We start from the raw sequence: 23,769 nt of genomic DNA, 5'->3' as shown, positions 1-23,769 counted from the left end.
CCACCTTGGACCCTACGTCTTATGGCACGCACTCTATGCGGCGGACCAAAGTGGCACACATCTACAGGAAGACCGGTAACCTGCGAGCTGTTCAGTTGCTCCTCGGTCATGCCAAGATGGACAGCACTGTCCGCTATCTCGGGGTCGAGATCGAAGACGCTCTGGCGATCTCTGAAAGCGTGGAAATCTAAAAAGTGGGCTGCCTGCAATGGCGGCCCAAAGTTAAAGTTTTTCGAAGTCACCCGCGCTGCGCCGCAGTTCCTTGTAGCGGACATGGACGTGCACGAAATCTATCATCTCCCAAAGAGAAACCGATTTACCGCAGCGCAGTCAAAGTTTCGACTATCTGTTTACGTCTTCTACCTTTTTCAATGGTCCGGTCTGTAAACGTAGGAATTATGAACGGCGGTTTCGCTCACAAGCCATCTCTCTATTTGCTATTTACGCGCCTTTGCAATTAGGCAAACCATATCAAGCAAGAGCGATGCCCCGGCCAAAGCTGTAATCTCAGCATGATCGTACGGAGGTGAGACTTCGACGAGATCGGCCCCGACAAGGTTGACCCCGTCGAGCTTTCGCACCAAAGACTGCCCTTGATAGGTAGACAGTCCTCCGCATACCGGCGTTCCGGTTCCGGGCGCGAATGCCGGATCAAGCGCGTCAATATCGAAGGTCAGGTAAGCAGGCCGGTCTCCTACGGTTTCTTTGATGCGCGCAACCGTTGCATCAATCCCGTTCTCGTGAACCCAATTTGCGTCGAGTACCGTGAACCCGTGGGTCTTTTCATTCAGCGTGCGCATGCCTACCTGTACTGACGTCTCAGAGGATATGATGCCTTCGACAGTGGCATGGTAGAACATTGAACCATGGTCGATCCGCTTTGGGTGTTCTTCCCATGTATCCGAATGGGCATCAATCTGGATCAGCGAGATAGGGCCGTGGCGTTCTGCCTGCGCCTTAAGGATCGGATAGGTGACCGAGTGATCTCCGCCCATCGTCAGAAGAAAGGCACCAAATTTCAGGATTTCCCGCGCTTGGTCCTGAATTTGCAGCGCAATCTGCTCTGGAAAGCCTGGGTCGATATCACAATCGCCGTAATCAACCATGTTCAGGGTTTCGAAGGGATCAAACCCCCAGGGCCAGGGCCCACCATCCCAGGCGAGGTTGGTCGATACAGCACGAATGGCACGTGGCCCGAACCTGCACCCCGGGCGATTGGTCACAGAGAGATCATAGGGAACGCCCCATGTAACCATATCCGCGCTCTTTAGATTGCGGGAATATTGTCGCCGGAACAGACTTGTCGCTCCGCTAAAGGTCGGCTCATACCCCATGCCCATTTCGTTTTGCGCCAGAAAGGCGCGGTCGGTTGAAGTCACCATTATTGGCTCCGTTGATTTTGATGGTTGCTGCCCGAGTGTCGGGGAATTGCAGTTCTTTCCCGCCTTTGCCGGGCTTGGCAGGGTTCAGGTGCCGGATTTTACATTCGTCCAAAGACGGTTGCGATTGCGCAGCGTTTTCGCGCCGACACTCAGATCAGGGAAGAGTCGTCTAAATGTCGCCTCATCCGGGTAGATTCCCGGGTCGGTCAGAATGGCTTCCTCTACAAATGTATCTGCTGCGGAATTCGCATTCGCAAAATAGACGTAGTTGGACACTCCTGCGATGACATCAGGCCGCAGCATGTAGTCAATGAACCGATACGCTTCATCCGCCCGCGTAGAATCCACCGGAATGGACATGAGGTCGATCCACATCAACGTGCCTTCGCTTGGAATTGAATACAGAATTTCGACACCATTGCCGGACTCCATGGCACGGGCCTGAGCTATGCCGGCATCACCACTGTACATCACTGCCAAACAGGCATCTCCTCTGGGCAAATCTGTAGATGCTTTCTGGTTGTGAAAATAACGAATGGACGGTGTGACGGCCTCGAAGAGGTCCTGAACCCTGTCGAGATCGGCCGGGTCATCGGAGTACGGGTCAGCCCCGAGATAGTTCAGCGCCACCGAGACCATTTCTACCGGTGAGTCCAGCACGGCAATCCCACAGTCGGCAAGCTTGGCGGTGATCTGAGGATCAAAAAGAACGTCCCAGGATGTGATGACATCCGTGCCCAGCCGCTCTTTGATCATGGCCGGATTGTAGGCAAGCCCTACCGTGCCCCAAGTGTAAGGTACGCCCAATTGCCGGGCACCGGGCATACTTTCGAGCGACGCCAGAATTTTCGGATTGAGATTGTCGTAGTTGCTCAGGCGCGCTGGGTCGATCGGATGCAACGCCCCGGCCTGAAACTCTCGCTGCGCATTGGACGCGGCGGGGAAAACGACATCGTAACCTGACGCCCCTGTCAGCAGCTTGGTTTCCAGAACCTCGTTTGAATCGTAATAGTCCAGGCTGACATGTGTCCCGGTCTCCTTTTCGTAGTCCGAAATCGTCGTTTCGCCAAAGTAATCAGCCCAATTGTAGATTGAGAGGTCTTCGGCGGAAGCCGGAAAGGTAATCGCGAGGTTTGAGGCAATGGCAACAGCCGAAAGGCCAAAATGCGGTTTCATCGTATCTCCTCCTTGTTGCAGAATCTCGCCCTGAATTTTCACGCCCGGAGAGGCTTTGGTGACGAGGCACAGTCAGCACCCCGGGCGAGCGCTCTGACATCAACAATGGAATTGAATGGCCATCACTGTAAATTTGCGGTAGGATATATATCTTTAGTTATAGGAATTGGCTTTGTTACCAGACAGAGACGACATCTCGGCGGCCAAGTGGGATGAGACCTACGCAATCTTGTTGGAGCGGTTGGAAACAGACTTCTTCCCAACAGCTCTGAGGAAGATTCTGGAACTGCATGTCAATTTTGAAACGATGATCCTCACGCGGTATCAGGATCAAGCACCACCTGTCTCGCTTTATCACGATCTCGACGACGTGCAGGCGGCCATATCAATTCAGTTTTATGCAACCGGCCCATACCTGCTGGATCCGTTTTCGCAAGCGTGTAGATCGGGAAAAGAACCCGGCGCTTACCGTCTGGCCGATTTGGTCAATGAGGCGTTCTTTCGTTCAGAGTACTACCGCACCTTTTATCGCAAGGTTCGGATCAGCGACGAGTTGGGGGTGTTGATCAGACGAAACACCGGGGACTGGGTTGTAATATCCCTGTCGCGAGGCGCCCGTCAGCGCCGGTTTACCCCTGAGGATGTCGCGAAGATCAATTCCATCCATAAGACCCTGTCGGCCGCCGTGATCCGAAACTGGAACCTGAGTGGTGCCGAAGATCAACGGGAAGCCCTGAATCAGGTTGAGGAACGGTTGGCTGCGTTTGGGGCGGACAGGTTAAGCCCAAGAGAGGCCGAGGTCGTGCGCCTTGTTTTGCAAGGCCACTCAGCCGGCTCTGCTTCCGCATTTCTCGGGATCACCGAAGGTACAGTCAAAGTGCATCGCCACAACGCCTACTCCAAGCTAGGCGTCAGCTCGCAGGCAGAGTTGTTTTCCGCAGCCACACGATATCTGGCATCAAAGCAAACTTAGTCTTGGGAAGCTGACAGACTACAAAGTTATTCCGATTGCCGGAATCTGTTGAATTTGGCCCATTCCCGACATTGGGCATAACAATCATTTTCTGCGGTCGCAGCCCGGATTGCCGCCATTCGCTGCACAAGCAAAGTGAGGAGCCACTCGAACTCTCAGCCTAAAGGTCTAAGCTGACGTTTCATATGCAATTTCGACTGACCACATTGTTCGTCTTCTCGCAATTTCAATAATTCTGGTTAATTCTTTGAGAATTGTTACCTTTCGCGCTGCGAGCATCTGCTCTTTCTCCGCTTCTGTAGATACTATCCGAAGCTGCCATTCCGGCGTCCAGTTCCAAGTACCTTAACTTCTAGCCAGTGGAAGCCCAACGCGATCACTCCCGCCACGAGAATGTAAAAAACCGCCAACAGTAGAAGCGGTTCGTAGATTATGAACGTGTCTGAACGCACCCGAGAAGATACTGCGTAGATATCGACAACGGTGATGGTCGCAACCAGTGGGGTTGCCTTCAATTGCAGGATGGTTTCTCCACCCAGCGTGGGCAATACGTTTCGAATTGCCTGCGGCAACCAGATGCGTCGGAACATCGTCAGCCTTGGCATTCCAAATGATTTGGCTGCCTCAAGCTGCCCCTTGGCGACCCCCTTGAACGCGCCACGCATGACCTCACCCTCGTAGCCGGCATAAGACAGCGTCAGAGCCAGCACCGCATAGGGCCAGGCCTGACGAAGGTAGGGCCAAAGCTCGGATGAGCGTATCCACGGGAATTGGGGGAAGAGCGATCCAAGCCCATAATACAACAACCAAAGTTGCAGCAGCAGCGGCGTGCCACGGATGATGGTACAAAATGCCTTTGCAGGGGCGGCAAGATACCAGGGACCGACCGCCTGTGCCAATCCAAGCGGCACTGCGAGAAGGAAACCGAGAACGACTGTGACGACAAGCAGCCAGATTGTCGTCCAGATGCCCTGAAGGGCCAGCGGGGCGTATTTCGGTATCCAGTCCCACTGCAGCGATGCTGCACACCAGATAACGATCCCGGTGAAGATCAGCATCATCACGATGCGATGAGGCTGCATCAATGATTTGAAATCGATCATCTGCTCCCTCCCTTCAGAGAGGGTTGGCCGCGACGGGCCCATTTCTCAATCCGTGCGAAGATACCGCCAGAAAACAGCGTGACCATGAGATAGAGAAAACCCGCCGCCAGAAAGAATGTGAAATAAGCGCGCGTACTGCTGGCGGCCTGTCGCGTTTCCAACGTCAGCTCGTTGAAACCCACGACCGCAAGTAGTGCCGTGTCTTTGGTCGCAATCAGCCACAGGTTAGCCAAACCGGGTACGGCGAAGCTCATCATGGCCGGAATTGTGACACGCCGCATGGTCATAAAGGCGGGCATCCCAAAAGATTTGGCGGCCTCGATTTGACCGGGTGGAACCGCCTGAATGGCACCGCGAAGAATCTCGGTCGCATATGCGCCCTGAACGATGCCCAGCACCCATATGCCTGCGCCAACGCCACTAACCTCGACGCGACCACCACCCATGGCGGCAGAAATTTTGTTGATGATATCCGATCCCACGTAATACAGGATCAGGATCAGGACCAGTTCCGGCACGGCCCGGATCACCGTCGTATAAATGGCGAGAAGATCGCGCGTGACCTTCCCGCCATAAAGTTTGCCATAGGCTCCGAACAGTCCGATCACCAGACCGAGCGCATAAGCGCCAAAGGCGATCTGCAGCGAGTGGGACAATCCGCGCAGCAGATTGCCCCCCCATCCCGGTGGCGAGAGAGACAGAAGCTCTGCGCTCTGCGCCAGCCCAAGTGAATCCAAAAGTCCGGTCACAGCAGCGGCTTAGTAGATGCTGGCCGAGAAATAGTTCGAAGTGATTTCCTCGTGCGTGCCATCGGCGAGAATTGCAGCGATGCCCTTGTTCAGCGCCTCGCGCAAATCATCCTGCCCTTTGCGGACACCAGCACCAACACCACGCCCCAGAATGGCGGGGTCATCTGCAACGGCACCTTTGATCTCACAGCACGCACCAGCATCCGAGTTCACAAAGTCAGCCATGGCGATGCTGTCGGCCTGTGTGGCATCAATGCGGCCTGCGAACAGGTCCTGATTTGCCTCATCCTGGGTTTGGTAGACACGCAGTTCGGAATCCTTGAAGTATTCCTGCGCATAGGCCTGGTGGATGGTCGAAGCCTGAATGCCAACAACTTTACCCGCCAGCGACTCTGGGGTCGCTTCGATATCCATCGACTTATCCGCGACGATGACGGCAGGGGTATTGTAGTAAGGATCGCTGAAATCAATAGTTTTCAGCCGCTCTTCGGTGATCGACATCGAGGCCATGATCGCGTCGATCTGCTGCCCGGTCAGCGACGGGATGATACCGTCCCAGGCCACCGGCGTGATAACGCAGTCAAGTTCCGCAGCGGCGCATACGGCATTGATGACATCGATCTCCCAGCCAACCCAGGTGCCTGAACTGTCCAGCGAAGCGAATGGCGGATAGGGCTCGGCAGCGATGCCGATCTTGACCTCTTCGGCTCTGGCGACACCAGCCGAAAAGATGGCGGCGGCAAGCCCCGATGCGAGTAGTTTCTTGACGTTCATTTTGTTACTCCCTTTTGGTTCATTCGTTTGTTTTGACTGAATCAAGCGACCGAGCTGAGGAATTGCTTCAGCCGTTCTGATTTTGGATTACCGAAGACCTCGGCAGGTGGACCCTGCTCTTCAATGCGGCCCTCGAAGAGATAGACAACGTGGTTGGCAACTTCGCGCGCAAATTTCATTTCATGGGTGACAAGCAGCATGGTGCGCCCTTCTGCAGCAAGATCGCGGATCACGGTCAAAACTTCGCCAACCAATTCGGGATCAAGCGCCGAGGTGGGTTCATCAAAAAGCATGACGGATGGATCTACCGCAAGCGCGCGCGCAATGGCCGCGCGCTGTTGCTGGCCACCTGACAGATAGGCCGGAAAGGTATCGGCCTTATCGCCGAGCCCTACCCTTTCCAGCAGTTCATGTGCCCGCGCGATGGCCTCTGCCTTCGGCACCTTCAAGACATACACCGGCACTTCGATCACGTTCTCTAAAAGCGTGCGGTGTGTCCACAGATTGAACTGCTGAAACACCATGGCCAACCGTGTCCGGATACGCTCGATCTGGCGGCGGTTGGACGGGCTGCCATCTACGTTCATTTCAACAAGTTCGCCACCGATGGTGATCTTTCCCGAACTCGGCGTTTCCAAGAAATTGATGCAGCGCAACATGGTGGACTTACCAGAACCCGACCCCCCGATGATGGCAACCACGTCTCCTTTGTTGGCTGTCAGGGAAACACCTTTCAGAACCTCAAGCACACCGAAAGATTTGTGAAGGTCTTCAACCTTTATCGCCTCATTGGGCGTGGTTGCGTCGAGTGTGGGAGATACTGTTTTGGCTGTGTCCATATCCAAGAATCTTCTGATTTCGACTTGCAGTAAGCCCCGAATCTCGCAATTATGCAAGTGTATAATAACTTCATGCCATGGATGGCTCGGACGTGCAGGACGACAGCCGCAAATTTACACGTGAGTCTGCTGAATTTCGGCGCGAGGCGCTGATACTGGCAACTTTGGACCTGATCGCCGAGATGGGCGTTCGGGGTGCCACGGTGCGAGAGATCGCTGCCCGCGCGAACGTGACACAAGGGTTGATCCGGCACTACTTCTCATCGAAGGAGGAGTTGGTGCAGGCCGCGTATGAATACCACATGAATACGCTGACAGATCAGACAGCTGCTTCGTCAGGACAGGGAAGCGCAGTTTCTCAATTGACAAACTTTGTTGACGCATCGCTGCGGCCACCAATCGTTGATCCAAGCGCTGTGGCCTTGTGGGCCGGCTTCCTGAACAAGGTGCAGCAAGATGCGAAAATGCAGCGAATCCACCAGCGAACCTATAACTATTTCCGGGGTCACCTCGAGAAGTTGATCGTCGCCGCATTGCAGGAGACCGGGCATCCAATCGAAGCGCCGGAAGCAACACAACTGGCAATTGCCTGCAACGCGGTAATCGATGGCCTTTGGCTCGAAGGAGGTGCGCTCCCGGATGCATTTTCCGAAGGCCAACTTGCGCAGATCGGATTGGATTCTGTCAGCGCTATCGTCCGGATTCCATTGACCAAAGAAGTGGAGCAACCATGAAGACCACATCCGTGACAGAACGGTTATCGGGCTTGGGCGGCGCCAAATGGGGCGTACACCTGAAAGCGCGCGACCTTATCAAGGCCGGAGCGGACATCGTCGAAATGACGATTGGAGAACCGGACGTGCCCGTGCCGGAAGCGTTGGTCGAAGCCACCGTTACCTCACTGCGGGCGGAGCGGACGGGGTACTCCAATGGGCGTGGAGAAGCCGGACTGCTTGACGCACTGGCTGCAAGCTATTCTACCTCTCGCGGGCGGGATTTCGGGCCTGAGAATTTTCTGTGCTTTCCTGGGACGCAAACTGCCCTGTTTGCAGCCATGGCCGGTGTTGCAGAGGCAGGTGATGAAGTTCTGGTCGGCGATCCGATGTACGCGACCTATGAAGGTGTCGTTCGAGCTTCCGGGGCAGAGATGGTGCCTGTACCCCTGCGACCAGAGAACGAGTTTCGCATGCAAGCGAAAGATATCGCTGCACGCATCACCCCGCGCAGCCGCGCCATTCTTCTGACAACGCCACACAACCCGACAGGTGCAATTCTGACTACCACGGAAATTGCCGAAATCGGGCAGCTCGCCATGGCGCACGATTTATGGATCATCTCGGACGAGGTCTATGAAGAACTGATCTTTGACGAGGCCGAATTTGCTTCACCATTGGCAGACCCGAAACTGGCGGATCGTGTCATAGGTGTATCATCCATCTCGAAATCACATGCTGCCCCAGGGTTTCGTAGCGGTTGGTGTGTCGGACCAGCAGCGTTTTGTGAAGCGCTGCTGCCGTATTCCGAAACAATGCTCTTTGGCAATCAGCCCTTTATCGCGGACATGACCGAAAAGGCAATCCGCGACGGGTCCGAGGTTGCGCCCGGCATGGCCGCTCGTTTCTCTGGCCGCGCCACCCTGCTGGCTGATCGTCTTGAAGCAGAAACGGATCTGACGGTTCATCGCCCAGAGGCGGGAATGTTCGCCCTCATCAACGTTTCTGCCACCGGGTTTGATGGCGAAGATTATGCGTGGGATCTGTTGCAGGCCGGGGTGGCTGTCATGCCAGGGTCCGCTTTTGGCAACGGTCTGAAAGACTGGGTCCGGGTCGCGCTGACGATTAGTGACGCCGATTTTGCCACAGCGGTTTCTCGCATCATTGATCACGCCAACAGCAAATCACGCGAGGTTGCATGAGCGGAATGACAATCGGTGAAGCTTTGGTTGCCAAGCTTCGCCAAAGAGATGTGACCTGCGTCTTCGGAATTCCGGGCGTTCACACGGTTGAGCTGTATCGCGGGCTTGCGGCCTCGGGCATTCGTCATGTTACGCCCAGGCACGAGCAGGGTGCCGGTTTCATGGCTGATGGCTATGCGCGTGTTTCGGGGAAACCAGGTGTGACCTTTGTGATCACTGGCCCCGGGTTGACCAATACGCTGACGCCCATGGCGCAGGCGCGCGCTGATTCAATTCCGATGTTGGTGGTCTCTGGTGTCAATAAAACCGCTTCACTTGGCAAGGGCTTGGGACATCTGCATGAATTGCCAGACCAACTGGGGCTGGCCAGAACAGTTGCGTTGGTGTCAGAACAAGTTGCTGACACCCAAGCGCTGGACCCGGTTTTGAACCGTGTTTTTCACAGCCTGACAGATGGTCGCCCGGGACCCGCGCATATCGAGATTCCATTGGATATCGCGGCTTCTGAGTATCAAGAAACGCCAGTTGAGGCATTCGACCCAAAGCCCTCGTTCAACCAAGCACAGATCACGAAGGCTGCGAAGCAACTGACTGAGGCAAAGGAAACTGTCATTCTGGCGGGTGGTGGCGCAAAACGTGCAGGGCCCGGTCTACGGGCATTGGCCGAAGCGCTGGATGCCCCCGTGGTGCAGACTGTAAATGCGCGCGGCTTGATACACGGGCATCCTCTGACCGTTCCAGCCAGCCCCAGTCTGAACGCGGTTCGTTCACTGATAGAAAGCGCCGATTGCGTACTAGCTTTGGGAACCGAGCTGGGGCCGACCGACTACGATATGTACGACACAGGCCAATTTGCTAAAATGCCGGGCCTTATCCGAGTTGATCGGTGCGCCAATCAACTGGCCCGTCATGACGCAACGCTTACCATTCTAGGTGACGTTGACTTGGTTGTGGGGGCTCTATCCGAAGCTTTACCGCATGAAGCAAAGCAAAACGGCGGAGCCGAACGAGCCAACAAAACACGCAAAGCCGCCTGGGAGGAGATTGGTGCGAGTTATCGCGATCAGGTAGAAATCCTGAATGCAATTCGCTCTACCGCGCCGAATGCGCTCATGGTCGGTGACTCAACTCAACCGATTTATGCGGGCAATCTTTTCTACGATCATGACCGCGCAGGTGGCTGGTTCAATTCAGCAACGGGATATGGTGCTCTCGGATATGGGATACCTGCAGCCATCGGCGCATCGATCGCCGATCCAACCGCACGGGTTATATGTATTACCGGCGACGGAGGCGCGCAGTTTTCATCGCCTGAGATCATGGCGGCGGTAGACGAAAAACTGCCGATTACCTTCGTGATCTGGAACAATCGCGGGTACCGGGAAATTGCCACGTCGATGCAGGATGTGGGCGTGACCGACATCGGATGTGATCCTTCGCCCCCCGATTTTGCTGCAATGGCAAAGTCCTTTGGTATTCCATTCACCACGGTTCCACCCGAACAGCAGACCATCGCGCAGGCGTTGCGCAAAACTGTCGCCCGGGGCGGGCCGGCAATGATCGAAGTCACCGCTCCGCCATTCGAACCTCAGAAAGATTGAAACATGTCTGACCCGACCTTTGAATTTTCCCGCGCCATCACCCGACGCCCGGCCCCAACCATTGCTGGCGGATTGCGCGCAGAAGATATCGGCAACCCGGATTTCGACGGGATGGTGGCAGCGCATATGGCTTACGTGGCTGCCCTGAAAAGCACTGGGGCTGAGGTAATCGAACTTAAGCCCCTCGACGCGTTCCCTGACGCGCAATTTGTCGAAGACACAGCCCTTTGCCTGCCGCAGGGTGCTGTACTAATGCGACCCGGCGCACCTTCGCGAATGGGTGAAGTGGCCGAAATGGCACCGACACTTCAAGCACGCTATGAAACGGTCTTCGAAATCAAAGGTCCGGGCCATATTGAAGGCGGAGATATCCTTGTGACTGGTCGCGAGATTCTCGTGGGTCGGTCTGACCGCACGGATGCAAATGGTGTCGCCGAACTCGCTAAGATCACCTCGGACTGGGGCCATAACTTGCGCGAAGTGTTCACCCCTGAAGGTGTATTGCACTTCAAGACAGATTGTTCCTTGATGGATGCCGAGACAATCCTGTCGACCCGTCGATTGGATGCATCGGGTTGCTTTGAAGGCTACCGGGTATTGTATGTAGCCGACGGCGAAGAAGCAGCCGCCAACGCAATCCGCTTCAACAATTTGGTGTTGATGGCCGCTGGCTTCCCGCGCACAGCAGAGATGTTGGATCAGGAAGGGTACTCGGTCGTTGAAATCGACAATACCGACTGTGCAAAGCTGGACGGTGGCATGTCATGTCTTTCGTTAAGGTTTTGAAGCGTTTGTCGCAGACTTTTGGCCATTGGGGTTCTTGAAGCTAATAAACAATTGAACCGTCCAAATTAGTTCCACTGACCAGACATCTGTTGATCACGCGGCAATCGACATATTGGGCTCATTCCGGACCTCGGCGCCATTGCAGCACAGTTCCCTGCTCCGCTGTCAGCTCATTGGGTAGAACCGGCCCACAGCAGCCGTTCACCCAACGTCTCGGTCGCTGCGGTGCGGCTCGTCAAACCGGCCGTTCGCTGCGAGCGCAAAATCGAGCTAAGGTTGAACCTATACATCGTTGGCAAATTTGTTGTTGGCTGAGGTGATGAAGTTCAGAATTGGAAAGTTGGTCGCATCGTAAATGAATACGAGCAGCGTGCAGGTGTCGCTTCGATCCTCGAGCCTTCGGTGATCGGAGCCGTCAATCTGGTTCAACTCGCAATAACCCTCCCGGCGCAAGCGCTGTAAGTGGAATGTCCGTCGCTGTTTACGCAACAGCAAATTTCAGTTGTCGTGTTGGTCAACCCGATGAAAATGACACGCAACACTGTGGCCGTCGAACGATGTTTTTAGTTTCGGCTTGTCAGTACTGCAAATATCCTGGGCCATGGGACATCTCGTACGAAATGGGCACCCGGACGGAGGCGCCAGCGGAGAGGGCAACTCTCCGTCGACCATCAATGACGCCCGGTCTGCCGGGGCGGGCTTGTCCAGATCCGGCACGGCTGCAATCAAAGCGCGGGTATATGGGTGTGACGGGTTCCGATATATGGCTTCGCTTTCGGCCAATTCCACCACATTACCCAAATACAGAACCATCACGCGTGTGGAGATGTGTTTTACAACGCTCAGGTCATGGGCGATGAACATCAGGGAGAGGTTCATCTCTTTCTGTAGGTCCATCAGCAGATTTATTACCTGCGCCTGGATCGACACGTCCAGCGCAGAAACCGGCTCGTCACAAATGATCAGCTTGGGTTCTAGTATCAGTGCTCTCGCAATCCCGATCCGCTGACACTGGCCACCGGAAAACTCGTGCGGATAGCGGTTGACCATGCTGGTCAACAGGCCAACTCGCGCCATCATGGCAGCCACCTTCGAGCGGATCTCGGATCGGGGCATCTTGGGGAAATGTGTTTTCAACGGTTCCGCGATGATCTGCCCCAAAGTCATGCGCGGATTCAGCGAGGCTAGCGGATCCTGAAAGATCATTTGAAGGTCCTTGCGCTGGTCGCGCATGGCGTTTCCATCCAATTCAAGCAGGTCTTGACCCATCCACAACACACGCCCGGAATGCGCAGGAACCATCCGTATGACAGCGCGAGCCAGCGTGGATTTACCGCAACCGCTTTCGCCGACGATCCCCAGCGTTTCGCCGCGTCTAATGTCGAAGCTGATCCCGTCAACAGCCTTGATGTACTTTTGTTCCGTTCTCTTCGCGAGGCCGGTTCCGCCGTACTTGAAATAGACCTTGACGCCATCGACCTTGAGTAATGTTTCGGTACTGGTCATACGAGCTCCTCCAAGGACAGATGACAAGTGCGGCTGCGACCCGCTCTGAATTGTTCCAGCTTGGGCTTCTCGGCGATGCAGCGGTCGTTGGCATACCCGCAGCGCGGAGAAAATGCGCAGCCCTTAGGTGGTTGCTGCATGTTGGGCGGATTCCCGGGGATGGTAGCCAGCTTGGCGTCATTTGACTCCAACCTTGGCACCGCATGCAACAATCCACGGGTATAGGGATGGGTGGGCGCCTCAAAGAGCTGATCCGTCGGGCCGCTTTCCATTACACGCCCGCCATAGAGCACCAGCGTGTTCTCGCACGATCCCTTTACGACTCCAAGGTCGTGGGTAATCAACACGATGCTCATACCAAAATCGCTTTGCAGGTCACTTAACAAATCCATAATTTGCGCTTGCACAGTTACGTCCAGCGCAGTTGTCGGCTCGTCGGCGATGACCAACCTGGGGTGGCATAGCAAGGACATCGCAATCATCACCCTCTGTCGCATGCCACCGGAAAACTCGTGCGGGTACATGTGAACACGTCGTGCCGGGTCGGGGATTTTAACGGCGTCCAGCATCTTGGTGCTATCCTTGATGGCGTCCGTTTTACTTAACCCTTTGTGAAGCATCAGCACCTCAGCCATCTGCTTTGACACTCGGACGAAAGGGTTCAAAGATGTCATCGGATCTTGAAAGATCATCGCAATCTGCGCAGCGCGGTAGGTATTCATCACTTTTTCCGACGCATTAAGAATCTCGGTTCCGTCGAATTTGACCGATCCGGTCACCCGCCCGTTGCCGGCGAGCAGCCCCATGATTGAAAACGCCGTCTGGCTCTTCCCTGATCCGCTTTCTCCGACGATGGCCAGAGTCTTCTGCTCTCCGAGCGAAAAGCTGACGTCCTGCACGGCACGTACCGGCCCGTCGGGCGTGTCGAATTCTACAGAGAGGTTTTTGACTTCTAGCAAGCTCATGAATGGTCCCTACCTGTCTTTGGGGTCCAGCGCGTCGCGCAGGCCGTCACCGATGAAGAAGAAGCAAAAGAGCGTCACAATAAAGAAAGCGAGCGGGAAGAAGAGCTGCCAGTAGGTGCCGTATTGCAGGGTCGAGGCACCTTCCGAGATCAACGCTCCCCAGCTTGTGTTGGGCTCCTGAACTCCGAGGCCAAGGAACGAGATAAAGCTCTCGGTCAGGATCATCTGAGGCACCAGCAGGGTGGCGTAGATCACGATCACACCCAGCAAGTTCGGGATGATATGCCGGATGACAATCACATGGTGCTTGACCCCGATAGCCAGTGCCGCCTCGACATATTCTTTGGATTTCAGGGTCAATGTCTGGCCGCGTACGATCCGTGACATTTCCAACCAGGAAATCAATCCGACACCCACGAACAGCAGCCACATCGAGCGGCCAAAGACGACCAGCAGCAGGATAAGCACGAACATGTAAGGGATCGACATCAGGATATCGACTAGCCGCATCATGATGTTGTCGGTGCGCCCGCCTACATATCCAGCTGTCGCGCCATAGAGGGTCCCGAAGGTGACGGCGATCAACGAACCGACGATCCCGACCATGAGTGAAACCTGCGTACCTTGAACGACACGCGCAAAGAGGTCTCGGCCAAGTTCATCGACGCCGAAATAGTGGCCGTTTCCCAGCGACGGCGCGCCCAACGTAGCAATGTCGCCCAAGACGCTCCAGTCCACCTCTTCGTTGTTCCATGCGGTAAAAAACGGGCCAAGAACGGCAACAAGGCATATAAAACTCAGCACGAATAGGCTGATCACAGCGGCCCGGTTTTGCAAGAACCGGCGGCGCGCGTCCTGCCAGAGGGATCGCCCTTTTGTCGGTGTTTCCACGTGGCCGTCAGGAGCTGCAATGGCGGTGTCAGACATGGTGCGGCCTCCTCATAGTTTGATCTTGGGGTCAATCCAGGCGTAGAGGATGTCCACGACCAGATTAAAAAGGATGGTTAGGCAGCCGATCAGGATCGTGATCCCCATCATCACCGAATAGTCCCGGTTCAGCGCCGAGTTTACAAAGGCCTGCCCGATACCGCCGGTGGTGAAATAGAGGTCGATCACAACAGATCCGGTGATCATGATCACGAAGGTCGGCCCGAGGTAGGAAATCACCGGCAGCATCGCCGGCTTCAAGGCGTGCCGGAAAAGGATTGCACGCGCCGACAGGCCTTTGGCGCGCGCGGTTCGTATAAAGTTGCTGTGCATCACTTCCAACAGCGACGACCGCATGATCCGGGCAATCGACGCCATGAAGCTGGTCGACAATGCGATCACCGGCATGACCAGGTAGGGCCATTGCCCACCGTTCCACCCACCGCCGGGCAGCCATCCGAGCCATAGCGTAAAGATCAGCACGAGGATCGGCGCCATGACAAAGTTCGGCAGCACCTGAGCGCCGATAGAAACACCCACGGCAAAATAGTCAAGCCACGAGTTCTGGTTCAGCGCTGCCGTGATGCCCAAGGCGCACCCAAACACAACGGCAACCACAAATGCGATCGACCCATAAGTCAACGTCACCGGAAAACCCTGAGCGATGATCTCGTTTACCGTCCTATCCTTATATTGAAAGGACGGACCGAAATCGAACTGGGTGACGACACCCACAACGTAGTTCCAGATCTGGAGCGGAAGAGGATCGTCGAGATGGTACTTGGCCTCGATGTTGGCCAGCACTTCGGGCGGCAGGGGTCGGTCAGAAGAAAACGGGCCGCCGGGTGCGGAATGCATCAGCAGAAAGGAGAAGATGATCAGAACAAGTAGCGTAGGAATCGCGGATAGCAGACGTCTGAATATGAATTCGGTCATTGGGACCTCCCGCGGAAAGGGAATGTTTGGGGCGAATTCGGGATGAGGTGCCGGACCAGAGACGTGGTGTGCGGTCCGGCGCTGCCCAGTCAGTCAGCCGCGAAATAGAGCTCGCGCGAGTACCATTTCTGCTCGACATTCCCAACGGGCCAGTTCCTAAGATCGTCGTTCATCATGTAAACGCCTGCGTAGTGATAGATCGGAATGATCGGGAAGTCGGTGGCCAGGATTTCCTCGATACGCGTAAAACTTGCAGACGGATCGGGGCTGGTCTTGGCTTTTTCCAGCAGTGCGTCAACCTCGGCATTGGCATAGCCCGCATCGTTATATGCGTGTGTGCTGCTCATCAGGTCCAGGAAGGACGATGCCAGGTTATATGGCCCGCACCATCCGGCGCGGCCTATGTCGAACTGCTGGTTCGAACGCGCTTCGAGGAAGGTTTTCCATTCCATGTTTTGTAGGACGGTATCGACACCCAGCTTCTGTTTCCACATCTGGGACGCAATGATCGCAATCTTCTTGTGCGCCTCGCTGGTATTGTAAAGAAGATCCAGCTCAATCTCTTCGCCAGAGTAGCCAGCCTCGGCCAGCAAAGCCGAAGCGCGCGCGTCTCTTTCGGCTTGCGTCATTCCACGTGCCGAGCTGTCTGGGCTGACGAAGTTAGCTGTCGCCTCGGGCGTGAAGGTGTAGGCCGGAAATTCGCCACCCTGCAGGATCGCATTGGTGATCACCTCTCGGTCAATGGCCAGGTAAAGCGCCTCGCGAACACGCGGGTCCAGCAGTGCGGGATGCGTGTTTTCCGTCATGTTGATGAAGTAATAGTAGGCACAGAGACGCGGAAAACTAACTGCGTCGTCTGGGTGTTTTTTGCTTAGGGCATTGTATTGCCCGGTAGGCACCTCTGTGCGATCCAACTCACCGGCGAGATAGCGCGTCAGGGCACCGTTGTCGTCACTGATGACAAGAGCCTCGACCCTTTCCAAAATCGTGTTCTGGTCGTTCCAGTAAAGCGGATTGCGTTCGCGCACGGATTTTTCTTGGGGGACATGTTCGGTCAGAACATAAGCACCGTTTGATACGATGTTCCCGGGCTTGGTCCAGTCGGACCCATGCGCATCGATCGCCCATTTTGGCGACGGAAATGTCGGTTCGCTCGTCGTCATAAGCGGAAAGTGCCCCATGCTGTTTTCCAGCTGAACTTCCAGTGTGTGGTCATCCAAGGCTTTCACACCAAGCTCGGACGGATCCATATCTCCGGCCATAACAGCTTTGACATTCTTCAGCCCCATTTCTTTAGCGAACCAGGAATAAGGAGAGGCCGTGTTCGGATCGGCAAGTCGCTTCCACGAATACTCAAAATCATGGGCGGTCACAGGTTTGCCATCCGACCATTTGGCGTTGTCACGCAATTGAAATGTGTAGACGGTGTTGTCAGCGTTCGCTTCAAAATGTGTGGCGACACCAGGCACCAGATTGCCATCTGCGTCCTGGTTCATCAGCCCTTCGAAAAGGTCCCGAATGAATTCACCGCCTTGGACATCTTCCGCCAGTTGCGGATCAATCGAGGCAAATTCATCACCGACGCGGTATGTAAACACCTGCTCGTCGGCTAGTTCTTCATTGGTGACAGGATGGACATCCGCGATTGAGGGCGATGCAAGCAGCGCCATGCTGATTACGGAGGACAATGCAAGTGCGCGGTTCGAGATCATGTTTGCTCCGAGTATGTACAGTGGCATCAGCAAAAAGAATGCGCAGGACTTCACTTGGTCGCTAGTTTGCCAGGCCTTATCTTGTGCCTTGCTGTGCCTTGTGGTTCATCGTGGTCGGAGTGGTAGCAAACATTTTCCCTTCGGAATCCTGCTGAATCATCAAGGTACTTGACCTTACGTCAGCAATACAAATTTTTCGCATTTATCCTAAGATGTTAAATGGCGGCGAGCGCCGAGCGGTTTCTTTGCGACCACCGCTTATTTGAGCGCCTCCAACTTGCGAAGCGATGGCGTGCACCGTAATCTGACGCCTATCGGAACTTCGCCGGTATTGGTCGGGAATCGCGTTTTTTTACCTGAAGGATCCTCAACGAACTGTTGGCCACACTATATTGGATCATTCCTCGAAGAGGGTTGGACGATGACATTTAGGCAGCTTCAGGCGTTTCTGCTCGTGGTGCGAACTGGGACATTGGCGGCCGCCGCTGAACATATGGGGTTAACACAATCGGGTGTAAGTCGACTTGTCACCGAACTTTCGCGAAATGTAGGGTTCGAACTTTTTACTCGCGTGGGCCGGGGCGTAACACCAACAGTTCAGGGTATGGCCTTTTTTAGGATCGCTGAGGGTGTCTACGATAGCGCCGAATCGCTACAACGCGCTGCTGCTGAAATCCGTGCAGGGATCGAAGATCGGGTTCGCCTAGCCTGCCTACCGACTATCGGCGCCGCGGTATTGCCCTCGGTTCTAGAGTCATTTCATCAGAACTACCCAAATGCCTTCGTCGACATTTATGATCAGGATGCCAAAGAAACTGTGGAAGCTTTCTACGACAAAAAGCTCGACTTTGCCGTAACGCACAAAGTTGGTCATCTTGAAGGGATCCATACCGAAGCCTTTGCAACGGCCGATTATGTGTTCGCTGTGCATCAGGACCATGAGCTAGCCAATCTGAAGGTGATCAAAAATACAGATCTCAGCGGGCATAGTCATGTGGGGTTTGAAAGCGAAACGATGTTCTTACCCAATGATGACGAAACCCGGTTGATTGGCGAAGCGTCTGGCAGCATATCCAAGCGAATCTGGTGCCAATCATCCGTAATGCGGTACGCGCTGTTGGCCAACAAACGAAACGTCAACATTGCGGAACCATTTTCACTGCCGCTATTTGCACCGCATGGCGTTGTTGCACGCAGGTTCGAACCGCGGGTTACCATTGAGATGGAATTTGTGATGCCAATGGAAAACACAAATGTGTCTATGTATGTCGTCCTCAAACGAGCATTTCGCAATGCCACATCTGAATTTGCGGCCCGTCACGATCTGCCGATCTTTGTAGGAGGTGCAGAGAAGCTGTAAGCTAGGCCGGCCCCGGTGTGCTGAACAACAACGTCACTGCTAAAATTAGGATTGGCTGATGCTCGACTTACAGGCGCTGCTGACAAGCATATCAGATCGAATCTATCACGAAGCGGATTGGGGACAGCCTGCGCAGTACATTCCGGATCTTGCTGAAATTGAACCCGCCCAATTTGCTATCAGTGTCTGCTTGGCAGACGGGGCGACGTATTCTGCGGGGCTGGCCAATCAACGGTTCACGATACAAAGCATCTCTAAAGTCTTTGCACTTATTGCAACCTTGGGAAGGATCGGCGACCAATTGTGGGCACGGGTCGATCGCGAACCCTCAGGTACTGCTTTCGACTCGATCGTTCTTTTGGAGAGCGACAAAGGCCACCCCAGAAACCCGTTTGTGAATGCAGGCGCTATTGTTACCACAGACGCCCTCCTGTCTGGCCGTGAGCCCAAACTGGCTTTGGCCGAAGTCTTGAATCTCGTGCGCGCAATGGCCGAGGATGATGACATTCATATCAACGGCGTCGTGGCCAGATCCGAGCAAGAGACTGGGGCCAGAAACAAGGCACTCGCTCATTATCTGGCGTCTTATGAGAACCTTTTTAACCCGCCCGATTTGGTCCTTGGAACGTACTTCCATCAATGCGCAATTGAAATGACAACCATCCAACTTGCACGAGCCGGTCGCGTTCTTGCCGGTTTGAAGGGATCGCCAAGAGTGATGTCCCTAAATCACGCGCGACGTGTCAACGCGTTGATGATGACCTGCGGTCACTACGATGGTTCCGGCGACTTTGCATTTCGCGTTGGATTGCCAGGGAAAAGTGGCGTAGGTGGCGGAATTCTCATTATTGCACCCAACGTTGCTTCCATCGGCATTTGGTCACCGGGATTGAATTTCTACGGCAATTCAAATGCTGGTACACGGGCAGCCGCCTATTTGACTCAAGAAACCGGATGGTCCGTCTTCTGAAATAATCAGTGAGTAACCGTTGCTCCAAGATAGGACAGTTTCGTCCGCGACCCGTAAGTTGCCCGCTCTAATCTCGTTGTGTCCTGAACGAATGGCCGGTTTTCACGCTGCCGCGCAGCGCTTAGAAGGGTGCAAGATCAGTAAGGTAGTTTCTTCGTACGCCCGTAGCACAAACTTAGTTCTTCTCCTTCAGACTCCTTTCAGTCCTCGGATGCAGCGCTGCATCAGCTGGAACTAATCGAGTTGCACTACGACGGGTGGCCCACAGCTGCATTCCATCCACCAGTTCGATGTTGCTAAACAGATCCCAATGCGACCGTTCACGACACAAGAGATAGCTGATCAACAGTAGGCCAACACCGCAGAGCGAAGCTGGCCTCAGCTGTTTTTTCCGTAGCAAAAGAAAGCGTTTTCACAATATCCTGAGCAAGTCAAAGGCACCTTTGTATTACGAAAACCCTTCTTTCGTCGTATATCCCCAACTTAAACCGATTTGTTTGGTTGACCGAACCCACCGCCGCCGGGTGTTTCCATTACAAACTCGTCTCCCGAATGAAGAACTGACTGGTCGTTGCCACAGAGCTTTTGTACGGCTCCGTCGCTACGGACAATTGCGTTCTGTCCCGTCGCGCCGGGGGCGCCGCCTGAAGCACCGTGTGGATGGGTATCCCGGTGGGACGAAAGGATGGTCACGGTTGTTTCTTCTAAGAACCGCAACCGCCTGCGAATACCGTCGCCACCTTGAAACTCACCGTTCCCGCCTGAACCAGAGCGGATCGAAAACTCCTCCAACCGTACCGGGAACCGGCTTTCCAGAACCTCCGGGTCCGTCATGCGGGTGTTTGTCATATGGCTGTGTACCGCGCTCGTACCGTTAAAGCCCTTGCCGGCTCCGGTCCCGCCGCAGATGGTTTCGTAGTTTTGATAGGAGGCATTACCGTAGACAAAGTTGTTCATCGTGCCCTGGCTGCCGGCAATAACCCCAAGCGCGCCATAAAGGGTGTCCGCAATGGCTTGCGAGACTTCTGTATTGCCGGAAATGACTGCCGCGGGTGCGTTGGGATTGATCATCGTGCCAGCCGGAACAATCAGTTTCAAAGGTTTCATACAGCCTTCGTTCATCGGAATGTCGCTGCCGACCAACGTTCGGAACACGTACAAGACAACGGCACGGCAAATTGCCAGCGGTGCATTGTAGTTGAGGGGCGATTGATCGGATGTGCCCGAAAAATCGATAGTGGCGGTTCGGGATTCCCTGTCTACCGAAATTGCCACTTCGATTTTTGCCCCTCCGTCCAATGGGTAGGAAAAACTGCAATCTCGCAGGACGTCGAGAACCTGTCGCACGCTTTCCTCAGCGTTGTGCTGAACGTGCCCCATATAGGCGTGGACTGTTGGCAAACCAAACTGCGCCGATATTTTGCGCAGTTCGGCTGCGCCGGTCTCGTTCGCTGCAATCTGTGCCGCAAGATCCGCCATGTTCTGATCGACATTGCGACACGGGTAACGCCCTGAACCCAACAGGTCGCGCGCCGCGCCGTCTCGTAATTTACCCTGATCGACCAACAAGAAATTGTCGATCAACACGCCTTCTTCTTCAATGTGGCGACTGTCGGGCGGAGCCGAGCCAGGGGTCTTACCTCCGATGTCAGCGTGATGGCCGCGCGAGGCGACGGTGAACACGATTTTCTCACCTGCTTCGTCAAAAACTGGGGTGACGACGGTAACATCGGGAAGGTGGGTGCCGCCATTATAGGGGTTGTTCATCATAAACACGTCACCTGGACGGATTTTGCCCTTGTTTTGACGTAGGATCGTACGAACACTTTCCGACATCGAGCCCAAGTGCACGGGCACATGCGGTGCGTTGGCAACCAGATCACCGTTTTGGTCAAATATCGCGCAGGAAAAGTCGTACCGTTCTTTGATATTCACTGAATACGCCGTATTCGCGAGCGTTGCCCCCATCTGTTCGGCTATAGACATGAAAAGGTTGTTAAACACTTCCAGCATAACCGGATCGACATTTGTGCCGACTGCTTCAACCCGCTGCAGCGGTGTTTCACGCGTCAGGACCAGGTTGCCACCGCTCAGACAGGTGGCAGTCCAACCGTCTTCGACGACATTTGTTCCAGTTGGTTCGGTCAAGATCGCCGGGCCTTTGATCGATTGACCAATGCCAAGCTGCGTCCGATCAACAAGGGGAACCTGTTGGTGGTGCCCGCTGCAATAAAGCGTCACCGGAATCCGAGCGGCGTTGGTTGCGTCACTATCGGGCAAAGTGACCTGCTCACCCGTCTTTCCAATAGCCTCTGTCACCAGCATTTCGATGATCAGATCGCTGGTATCCGGCGCGAATCCAAAGCGCTGCTTGTGCGACACGACAAATGCGTCGCGCATCGAAATCGGGTCGGAAAATGGCACCGACAGACTTTGCTGAGCGTCCGCGGGACGGATATGGGCAGTTGCTGAGATCGAGATATCTACCTCTGCCACGCCCTGCGCCGCAACCTCGGCCCTGGCGGACTTCGCCAGAGCATCGCAGATATTCTGTGCCTCTGGATCCAGAATAGAGGACTGGAACTGATGTTCCCGGATCGCTGTGATGTCCGCCAAACCCATACCAAAGGCTGACAAAACGCCCGCATACGGGTGGATGAAAATCCGTTCCATCCCCAACGCGTCGGCGACCAGGCAGGCGTGCTGTCCCCCGGCACCGCCAAAGCAATTCATGGTATATTTGGTAACGTCGTAACCGCGTTGCACACTGATTTTCTTGATCGCATTTGCCATGTTCTCAACAGCGATGCGCAAGAACCCTTGGGCAAGTTCTTCAATCGACTTATCCGTACCCATTTCAGCCGCCAGCGCTTCAAATTTTCTGCGCACAATTTCCTTATCCAACGGTTCGTTGCCTTCATGGCCGAAAACCGACGGAAAATGATTGGGCTGCAGTTTGCCAAGCAAAACATTGCAGTCGGTGACGGTTAGCGGGCCACCGCGTCTATAGGTAGCAGGTCCGGGGTTGGCGCCAGCACTTTCCGGCCCGACCTGCATCCTGCCATCACGAAAGGACAGGATAGATCCGCCACCTGCGGCGACCGTATGGATCGACATCATCGGCGCACGCATCCGGACGCCGGCAACCTCGGTTTCAAAGAATCGTTCATATTCACCGGCATAGTGACACACGTCCGTAGACGTGCCGCCCATGTCGAAACCAATCAGTTTGTCAAAGCCGTGATCGGCAGCGGTGCGTACCATTCCGACGACACCGCCCGCCGGCCCGGACAAGATGGCATCACGACCCTGGAAAAGATCGGCGTCGGTCAAGCCGCCGTTAGACTGCATGAACATCAATTGATCGCACCCGCCTTCATCGGCGCCCAGAGCTGTCGCTACCTGCTCTACGTATCGACGAAGAATGGGTGACAAATAGGCATCAACCACTGCGGTGTCTCCGCGGCCCACCAGTTTGATCAGCGGGCTCACCTCGTGGCTAAGCGAGATTTGTGGAAACCCAACGGCACGCGCCAGCTCACCAATCAGTTTTTCATGAGCGGGATACTGAAAGCTGTGCATCAACGCGACAGCGACGGATCGGTACCCGTCCGAATAGGCCTTTTCCAACGCGGTTTTCGTTTTGTCGATATCCAGCTGTGTCACGACCTCGCCATCTGCCGCGACACGTTCCTCGACTTCGACTACGTCTTCGTACAGAAGCTCGGGCAGCTGGATGTTCAGGTCGAACAGGCGCGGACGGTTCTGATACCCGATCCGCAAAAGATCGCGCAGCCCCTTCGTTATGAACAGAATGGTTCGTTCGCCTTTCCGTTCCAGCAGCGCGTTGGTCGCGACCGTGGTTCCCATCTTTACCGCACGAATTGACCCTTTTGGGATGTCCTGATCGCTTTCCAGACCCAGCAATTCACGAACACCTTGTACAGCGGCGTCGGCATAGCGTTCAGGATTCTCGGACAGCAACTTATGTGTCTGCAAACTTCCATCCGGCTTGCGTGCAACGATGTCGGTGAACGTGCCACCCCGATCTACCCAAAACTGCCACATGGACATAACTCCTCTGCTTGCCGGCCA

19 protein-coding genes and 2 pseudogenes are annotated in these 23,769 nt (G+C 54.9%); 8 read left to right on the top strand and 13 right to left on the bottom strand.

All coding sequences use genetic code 11. The annotated features are described in order from the left end of the window. Nucleotides 1-5: 5 nt before the first annotated feature. A pseudogene (locus ACR0IV_RS20665) lies at nucleotides 6-191 on the top strand (integrase); the annotation flags it as partial. Nucleotides 192-437: 246 nt separating this feature from the next. Here ACR0IV_RS20665 and speB read toward each other — a convergent pair. Both speB and ACR0IV_RS20655 read right to left on the bottom strand, forming a co-directional pair. Beyond that, a complete protein-coding gene (gene speB / locus ACR0IV_RS20660) occupies nucleotides 438-1,382 on the bottom strand; it encodes an agmatinase (protein ID WP_480473240.1) in 945 nt (314 codons plus the stop codon). A gap of 84 nt (nucleotides 1,383-1,466) precedes the next feature. After that, a complete protein-coding gene (locus tag ACR0IV_RS20655) occupies nucleotides 1,467-2,558 on the bottom strand; it encodes an extracellular solute-binding protein (RefSeq protein ID WP_480660841.1) in 1,092 nt (363 codons plus the stop codon). A 172-nt stretch (nucleotides 2,559-2,730) separates the two neighbouring features. Here ACR0IV_RS20655 and ACR0IV_RS20650 point away from each other — a divergent pair, with 172 nt between their 5' ends. Further along, entirely contained in the window at nucleotides 2,731-3,531 is an 801-nt protein-coding gene (locus ACR0IV_RS20650; protein ID WP_480473244.1) for a helix-turn-helix transcriptional regulator, read from the top strand. Between the two features lie 305 nt (nucleotides 3,532-3,836). Here ACR0IV_RS20650 and ACR0IV_RS20645 read toward each other — a convergent pair whose 3' ends face one another. Genes ACR0IV_RS20645 through ACR0IV_RS20630 form a run of 4 tightly spaced genes read right to left on the bottom strand, consistent with a single transcriptional unit; the run spans nucleotide 3,837 to nucleotide 6,996 of the window. Then, nucleotides 3,837-4,634: an ABC transporter permease gene (locus tag ACR0IV_RS20645; protein ID WP_480660844.1), complete on the bottom strand. Its 798-nt coding sequence runs from the start codon at nucleotides 4,632-4,634 to the stop codon at nucleotides 3,837-3,839. Then, the gene (locus ACR0IV_RS20640) at nucleotides 4,631-5,383 is read right to left on the bottom strand and encodes an ABC transporter permease (protein WP_480660846.1); all 753 of its coding nucleotides are present in this window, start codon (nucleotides 5,381-5,383) and stop codon (nucleotides 4,631-4,633) included. Before ACR0IV_RS20640 ends, ACR0IV_RS20645 begins: the two co-directional genes overlap by 4 nt. A 9-nt stretch (nucleotides 5,384-5,392) precedes the next feature. Continuing rightward, a complete protein-coding gene (locus tag ACR0IV_RS20635; RefSeq protein ID WP_480660848.1) occupies nucleotides 5,393-6,157 on the bottom strand; it encodes a transporter substrate-binding domain-containing protein in 765 nt (254 codons plus the stop codon). Between the two features lie 41 nt (nucleotides 6,158-6,198). Continuing rightward, nucleotides 6,199-6,996 carry an ABC transporter ATP-binding protein gene (locus ACR0IV_RS20630; RefSeq protein WP_480660850.1) on the bottom strand — a complete coding sequence of 266 codons (798 nt, stop codon included), beginning with the start codon at nucleotides 6,994-6,996 and terminating at the stop codon, nucleotides 6,199-6,201. 77 nt (nucleotides 6,997-7,073) lie between these two features. On the opposite strand from ACR0IV_RS20630, the gene ACR0IV_RS20625 reads away from it, so the two are divergent. Genes ACR0IV_RS20625 through ACR0IV_RS20610 form a run of 4 tightly spaced genes read left to right on the top strand, consistent with a single transcriptional unit; the run spans nucleotide 7,074 to nucleotide 11,298 of the window. Next, entirely contained in the window at nucleotides 7,074-7,730 is a 657-nt protein-coding gene (locus ACR0IV_RS20625; protein WP_480660852.1) for a TetR family transcriptional regulator C-terminal domain-containing protein, read from the top strand. Further along, nucleotides 7,727-8,911 (top strand): pyridoxal phosphate-dependent aminotransferase, encoded by a 1,185-nt coding sequence (locus ACR0IV_RS20620; protein ID WP_480660854.1) that lies wholly within the window; start codon nucleotides 7,727-7,729, stop codon nucleotides 8,909-8,911. Before ACR0IV_RS20625 ends, ACR0IV_RS20620 begins: the two co-directional genes overlap by 4 nt. Further along, the gene (locus tag ACR0IV_RS20615; protein WP_480660855.1) at nucleotides 8,908-10,512 is read left to right on the top strand and encodes a 5-guanidino-2-oxopentanoate decarboxylase; all 1,605 of its coding nucleotides are present in this window, start codon (nucleotides 8,908-8,910) and stop codon (nucleotides 10,510-10,512) included. The genes ACR0IV_RS20620 and ACR0IV_RS20615 overlap by 4 nt, the downstream gene beginning before the upstream one ends. Before the next feature lie 3 nt (nucleotides 10,513-10,515). After that, on the top strand, nucleotides 10,516-11,298 hold the full coding sequence (locus ACR0IV_RS20610; protein WP_480660857.1) for a dimethylarginine dimethylaminohydrolase family protein: 783 nt from the start codon (nucleotides 10,516-10,518) through the stop codon (nucleotides 11,296-11,298). A 342-nt stretch (nucleotides 11,299-11,640) separates the two neighbouring features. On the opposite strand, the pseudogene ACR0IV_RS20605 reads toward ACR0IV_RS20610, so the two are convergent. From ACR0IV_RS20605 to ACR0IV_RS20580, 6 genes and pseudogenes are all read right to left on the bottom strand, one after another. Further along, nucleotides 11,641-11,790 (bottom strand): annotated as a pseudogene (locus ACR0IV_RS20605) (ISNCY family transposase); the annotation flags it as partial. A gap of 6 nt (nucleotides 11,791-11,796) precedes the next feature. Further along, on the bottom strand, nucleotides 11,797-12,804 hold the full coding sequence (locus ACR0IV_RS20600; RefSeq protein WP_170403814.1) for an oligopeptide/dipeptide ABC transporter ATP-binding protein: 1,008 nt from the start codon (nucleotides 12,802-12,804) through the stop codon (nucleotides 11,797-11,799). Continuing rightward, nucleotides 12,801-13,769 carry an oligopeptide/dipeptide ABC transporter ATP-binding protein gene (locus ACR0IV_RS20595; RefSeq protein WP_170511016.1) on the bottom strand — a complete coding sequence of 323 codons (969 nt, stop codon included), beginning with the start codon at nucleotides 13,767-13,769 and terminating at the stop codon, nucleotides 12,801-12,803. The genes ACR0IV_RS20600 and ACR0IV_RS20595 overlap by 4 nt, the downstream gene beginning before the upstream one ends. Nucleotides 13,770-13,778: 9 nt before the next feature. Then, nucleotides 13,779-14,696: an ABC transporter permease subunit gene (locus ACR0IV_RS20590; protein ID WP_170403821.1), complete on the bottom strand. Its 918-nt coding sequence runs from the start codon at nucleotides 14,694-14,696 to the stop codon at nucleotides 13,779-13,781. 12 nt (nucleotides 14,697-14,708) lie between these two features. Beyond that, nucleotides 14,709-15,632, bottom strand: a complete 924-nt coding sequence (gene oppB, locus ACR0IV_RS20585) for an oligopeptide ABC transporter permease OppB (protein WP_170511019.1) — start codon at nucleotides 15,630-15,632, stop codon at nucleotides 14,709-14,711. Nucleotides 15,633-15,721: 89 nt separating this feature from the next. After that, nucleotides 15,722-17,344: a peptide ABC transporter substrate-binding protein gene (locus tag ACR0IV_RS20580; RefSeq protein ID WP_170511022.1), complete on the bottom strand. Its 1,623-nt coding sequence runs from the start codon at nucleotides 17,342-17,344 to the stop codon at nucleotides 15,722-15,724. A gap of 421 nt (nucleotides 17,345-17,765) precedes the next feature. On the opposite strand from ACR0IV_RS20580, the gene ACR0IV_RS20575 reads away from it, so the two are divergent. Both ACR0IV_RS20575 and ACR0IV_RS20570 read left to right on the top strand, forming a co-directional pair. Continuing rightward, nucleotides 17,766-18,704, top strand: coding sequence for a LysR family transcriptional regulator (locus ACR0IV_RS20575; protein ID WP_170511025.1), 939 nt, complete (start codon nucleotides 17,766-17,768; stop codon nucleotides 18,702-18,704). Nucleotides 18,705-18,762: 58 nt separating this feature from the next. Beyond that, nucleotides 18,763-19,674, top strand: a complete 912-nt coding sequence (locus tag ACR0IV_RS20570; protein ID WP_480660861.1) for a glutaminase — start codon at nucleotides 18,763-18,765, stop codon at nucleotides 19,672-19,674. Between the two features lie 483 nt (nucleotides 19,675-20,157). Here the strand turns inward: ACR0IV_RS20570 and ACR0IV_RS20565 are convergent, their stop codons facing one another. Next, nucleotides 20,158-23,742, bottom strand: coding sequence for a hydantoinase B/oxoprolinase family protein (locus ACR0IV_RS20565; protein WP_480660863.1), 3,585 nt, complete (start codon nucleotides 23,740-23,742; stop codon nucleotides 20,158-20,160). Nucleotides 23,743-23,769: the final 27 nt, after the last annotated feature.

The sequence above is a fragment of the Ruegeria sp. C2 genome (assembly GCF_056537765.1).
The sequence above is the reverse complement of the archived record's forward strand: the minus strand, read 5'-3'. Positions and strand labels throughout refer to the sequence as shown.

What these genes read in the sequence shown, in the direction of transcription:
- speB (WP_480473240.1), bottom strand. Translation starts at nt 1,382, where the DNA reads ATGGTGACTTCAACCGACCGCGCCTTTCTGGCGCAAAACGAAATGGGC.
- ACR0IV_RS20645 (WP_480660844.1), bottom strand. Translation starts at nt 4,634, where the DNA reads ATGATCGATTTCAAATCATTGATGCAGCCTCATCGCATCGTGATGATG.
- ACR0IV_RS20630 (WP_480660850.1), bottom strand. Translation starts at nt 6,996, where the DNA reads ATGGACACAGCCAAAACAGTATCTCCCACACTCGACGCAACCACGCCC.
- ACR0IV_RS20620 (WP_480660854.1), top strand. Translation starts at nt 7,727, where the DNA reads ATGAAGACCACATCCGTGACAGAACGGTTATCGGGCTTGGGCGGCGCC.
- ACR0IV_RS20580 (WP_170511022.1), bottom strand. Translation starts at nt 17,344, where the DNA reads ATGATCTCGAACCGCGCACTTGCATTGTCCTCCGTAATCAGCATGGCG.
- ACR0IV_RS20570 (WP_480660861.1), top strand. Translation starts at nt 18,763, where the DNA reads ATGCTCGACTTACAGGCGCTGCTGACAAGCATATCAGATCGAATCTAT.
- ACR0IV_RS20615 (WP_480660855.1), top strand. Translation starts at nt 8,908, where the DNA reads ATGAGCGGAATGACAATCGGTGAAGCTTTGGTTGCCAAGCTTCGCCAA.
- ACR0IV_RS20565 (WP_480660863.1), bottom strand. Translation starts at nt 23,742, where the DNA reads ATGTGGCAGTTTTGGGTAGATCGGGGTGGCACGTTCACCGACATCGTT.
- ACR0IV_RS20600 (WP_170403814.1), bottom strand. Translation starts at nt 12,804, where the DNA reads ATGACCAGTACCGAAACATTACTCAAGGTCGATGGCGTCAAGGTCTAT.
- ACR0IV_RS20625 (WP_480660852.1), top strand. Translation starts at nt 7,074, where the DNA reads ATGGATGGCTCGGACGTGCAGGACGACAGCCGCAAATTTACACGTGAG.
- ACR0IV_RS20590 (WP_170403821.1), bottom strand. Translation starts at nt 14,696, where the DNA reads ATGTCTGACACCGCCATTGCAGCTCCTGACGGCCACGTGGAAACACCG.
- ACR0IV_RS20655 (WP_480660841.1), bottom strand. Translation starts at nt 2,558, where the DNA reads ATGAAACCGCATTTTGGCCTTTCGGCTGTTGCCATTGCCTCAAACCTC.
- ACR0IV_RS20575 (WP_170511025.1), top strand. Translation starts at nt 17,766, where the DNA reads ATGACATTTAGGCAGCTTCAGGCGTTTCTGCTCGTGGTGCGAACTGGG.
- oppB (WP_170511019.1), bottom strand. Translation starts at nt 15,632, where the DNA reads ATGACCGAATTCATATTCAGACGTCTGCTATCCGCGATTCCTACGCTA.
- ACR0IV_RS20610 (WP_480660857.1), top strand. Translation starts at nt 10,516, where the DNA reads ATGTCTGACCCGACCTTTGAATTTTCCCGCGCCATCACCCGACGCCCG.
- ACR0IV_RS20635 (WP_480660848.1), bottom strand. Translation starts at nt 6,157, where the DNA reads ATGAACGTCAAGAAACTACTCGCATCGGGGCTTGCCGCCGCCATCTTT.
- ACR0IV_RS20595 (WP_170511016.1), bottom strand. Translation starts at nt 13,769, where the DNA reads ATGAGCTTGCTAGAAGTCAAAAACCTCTCTGTAGAATTCGACACGCCC.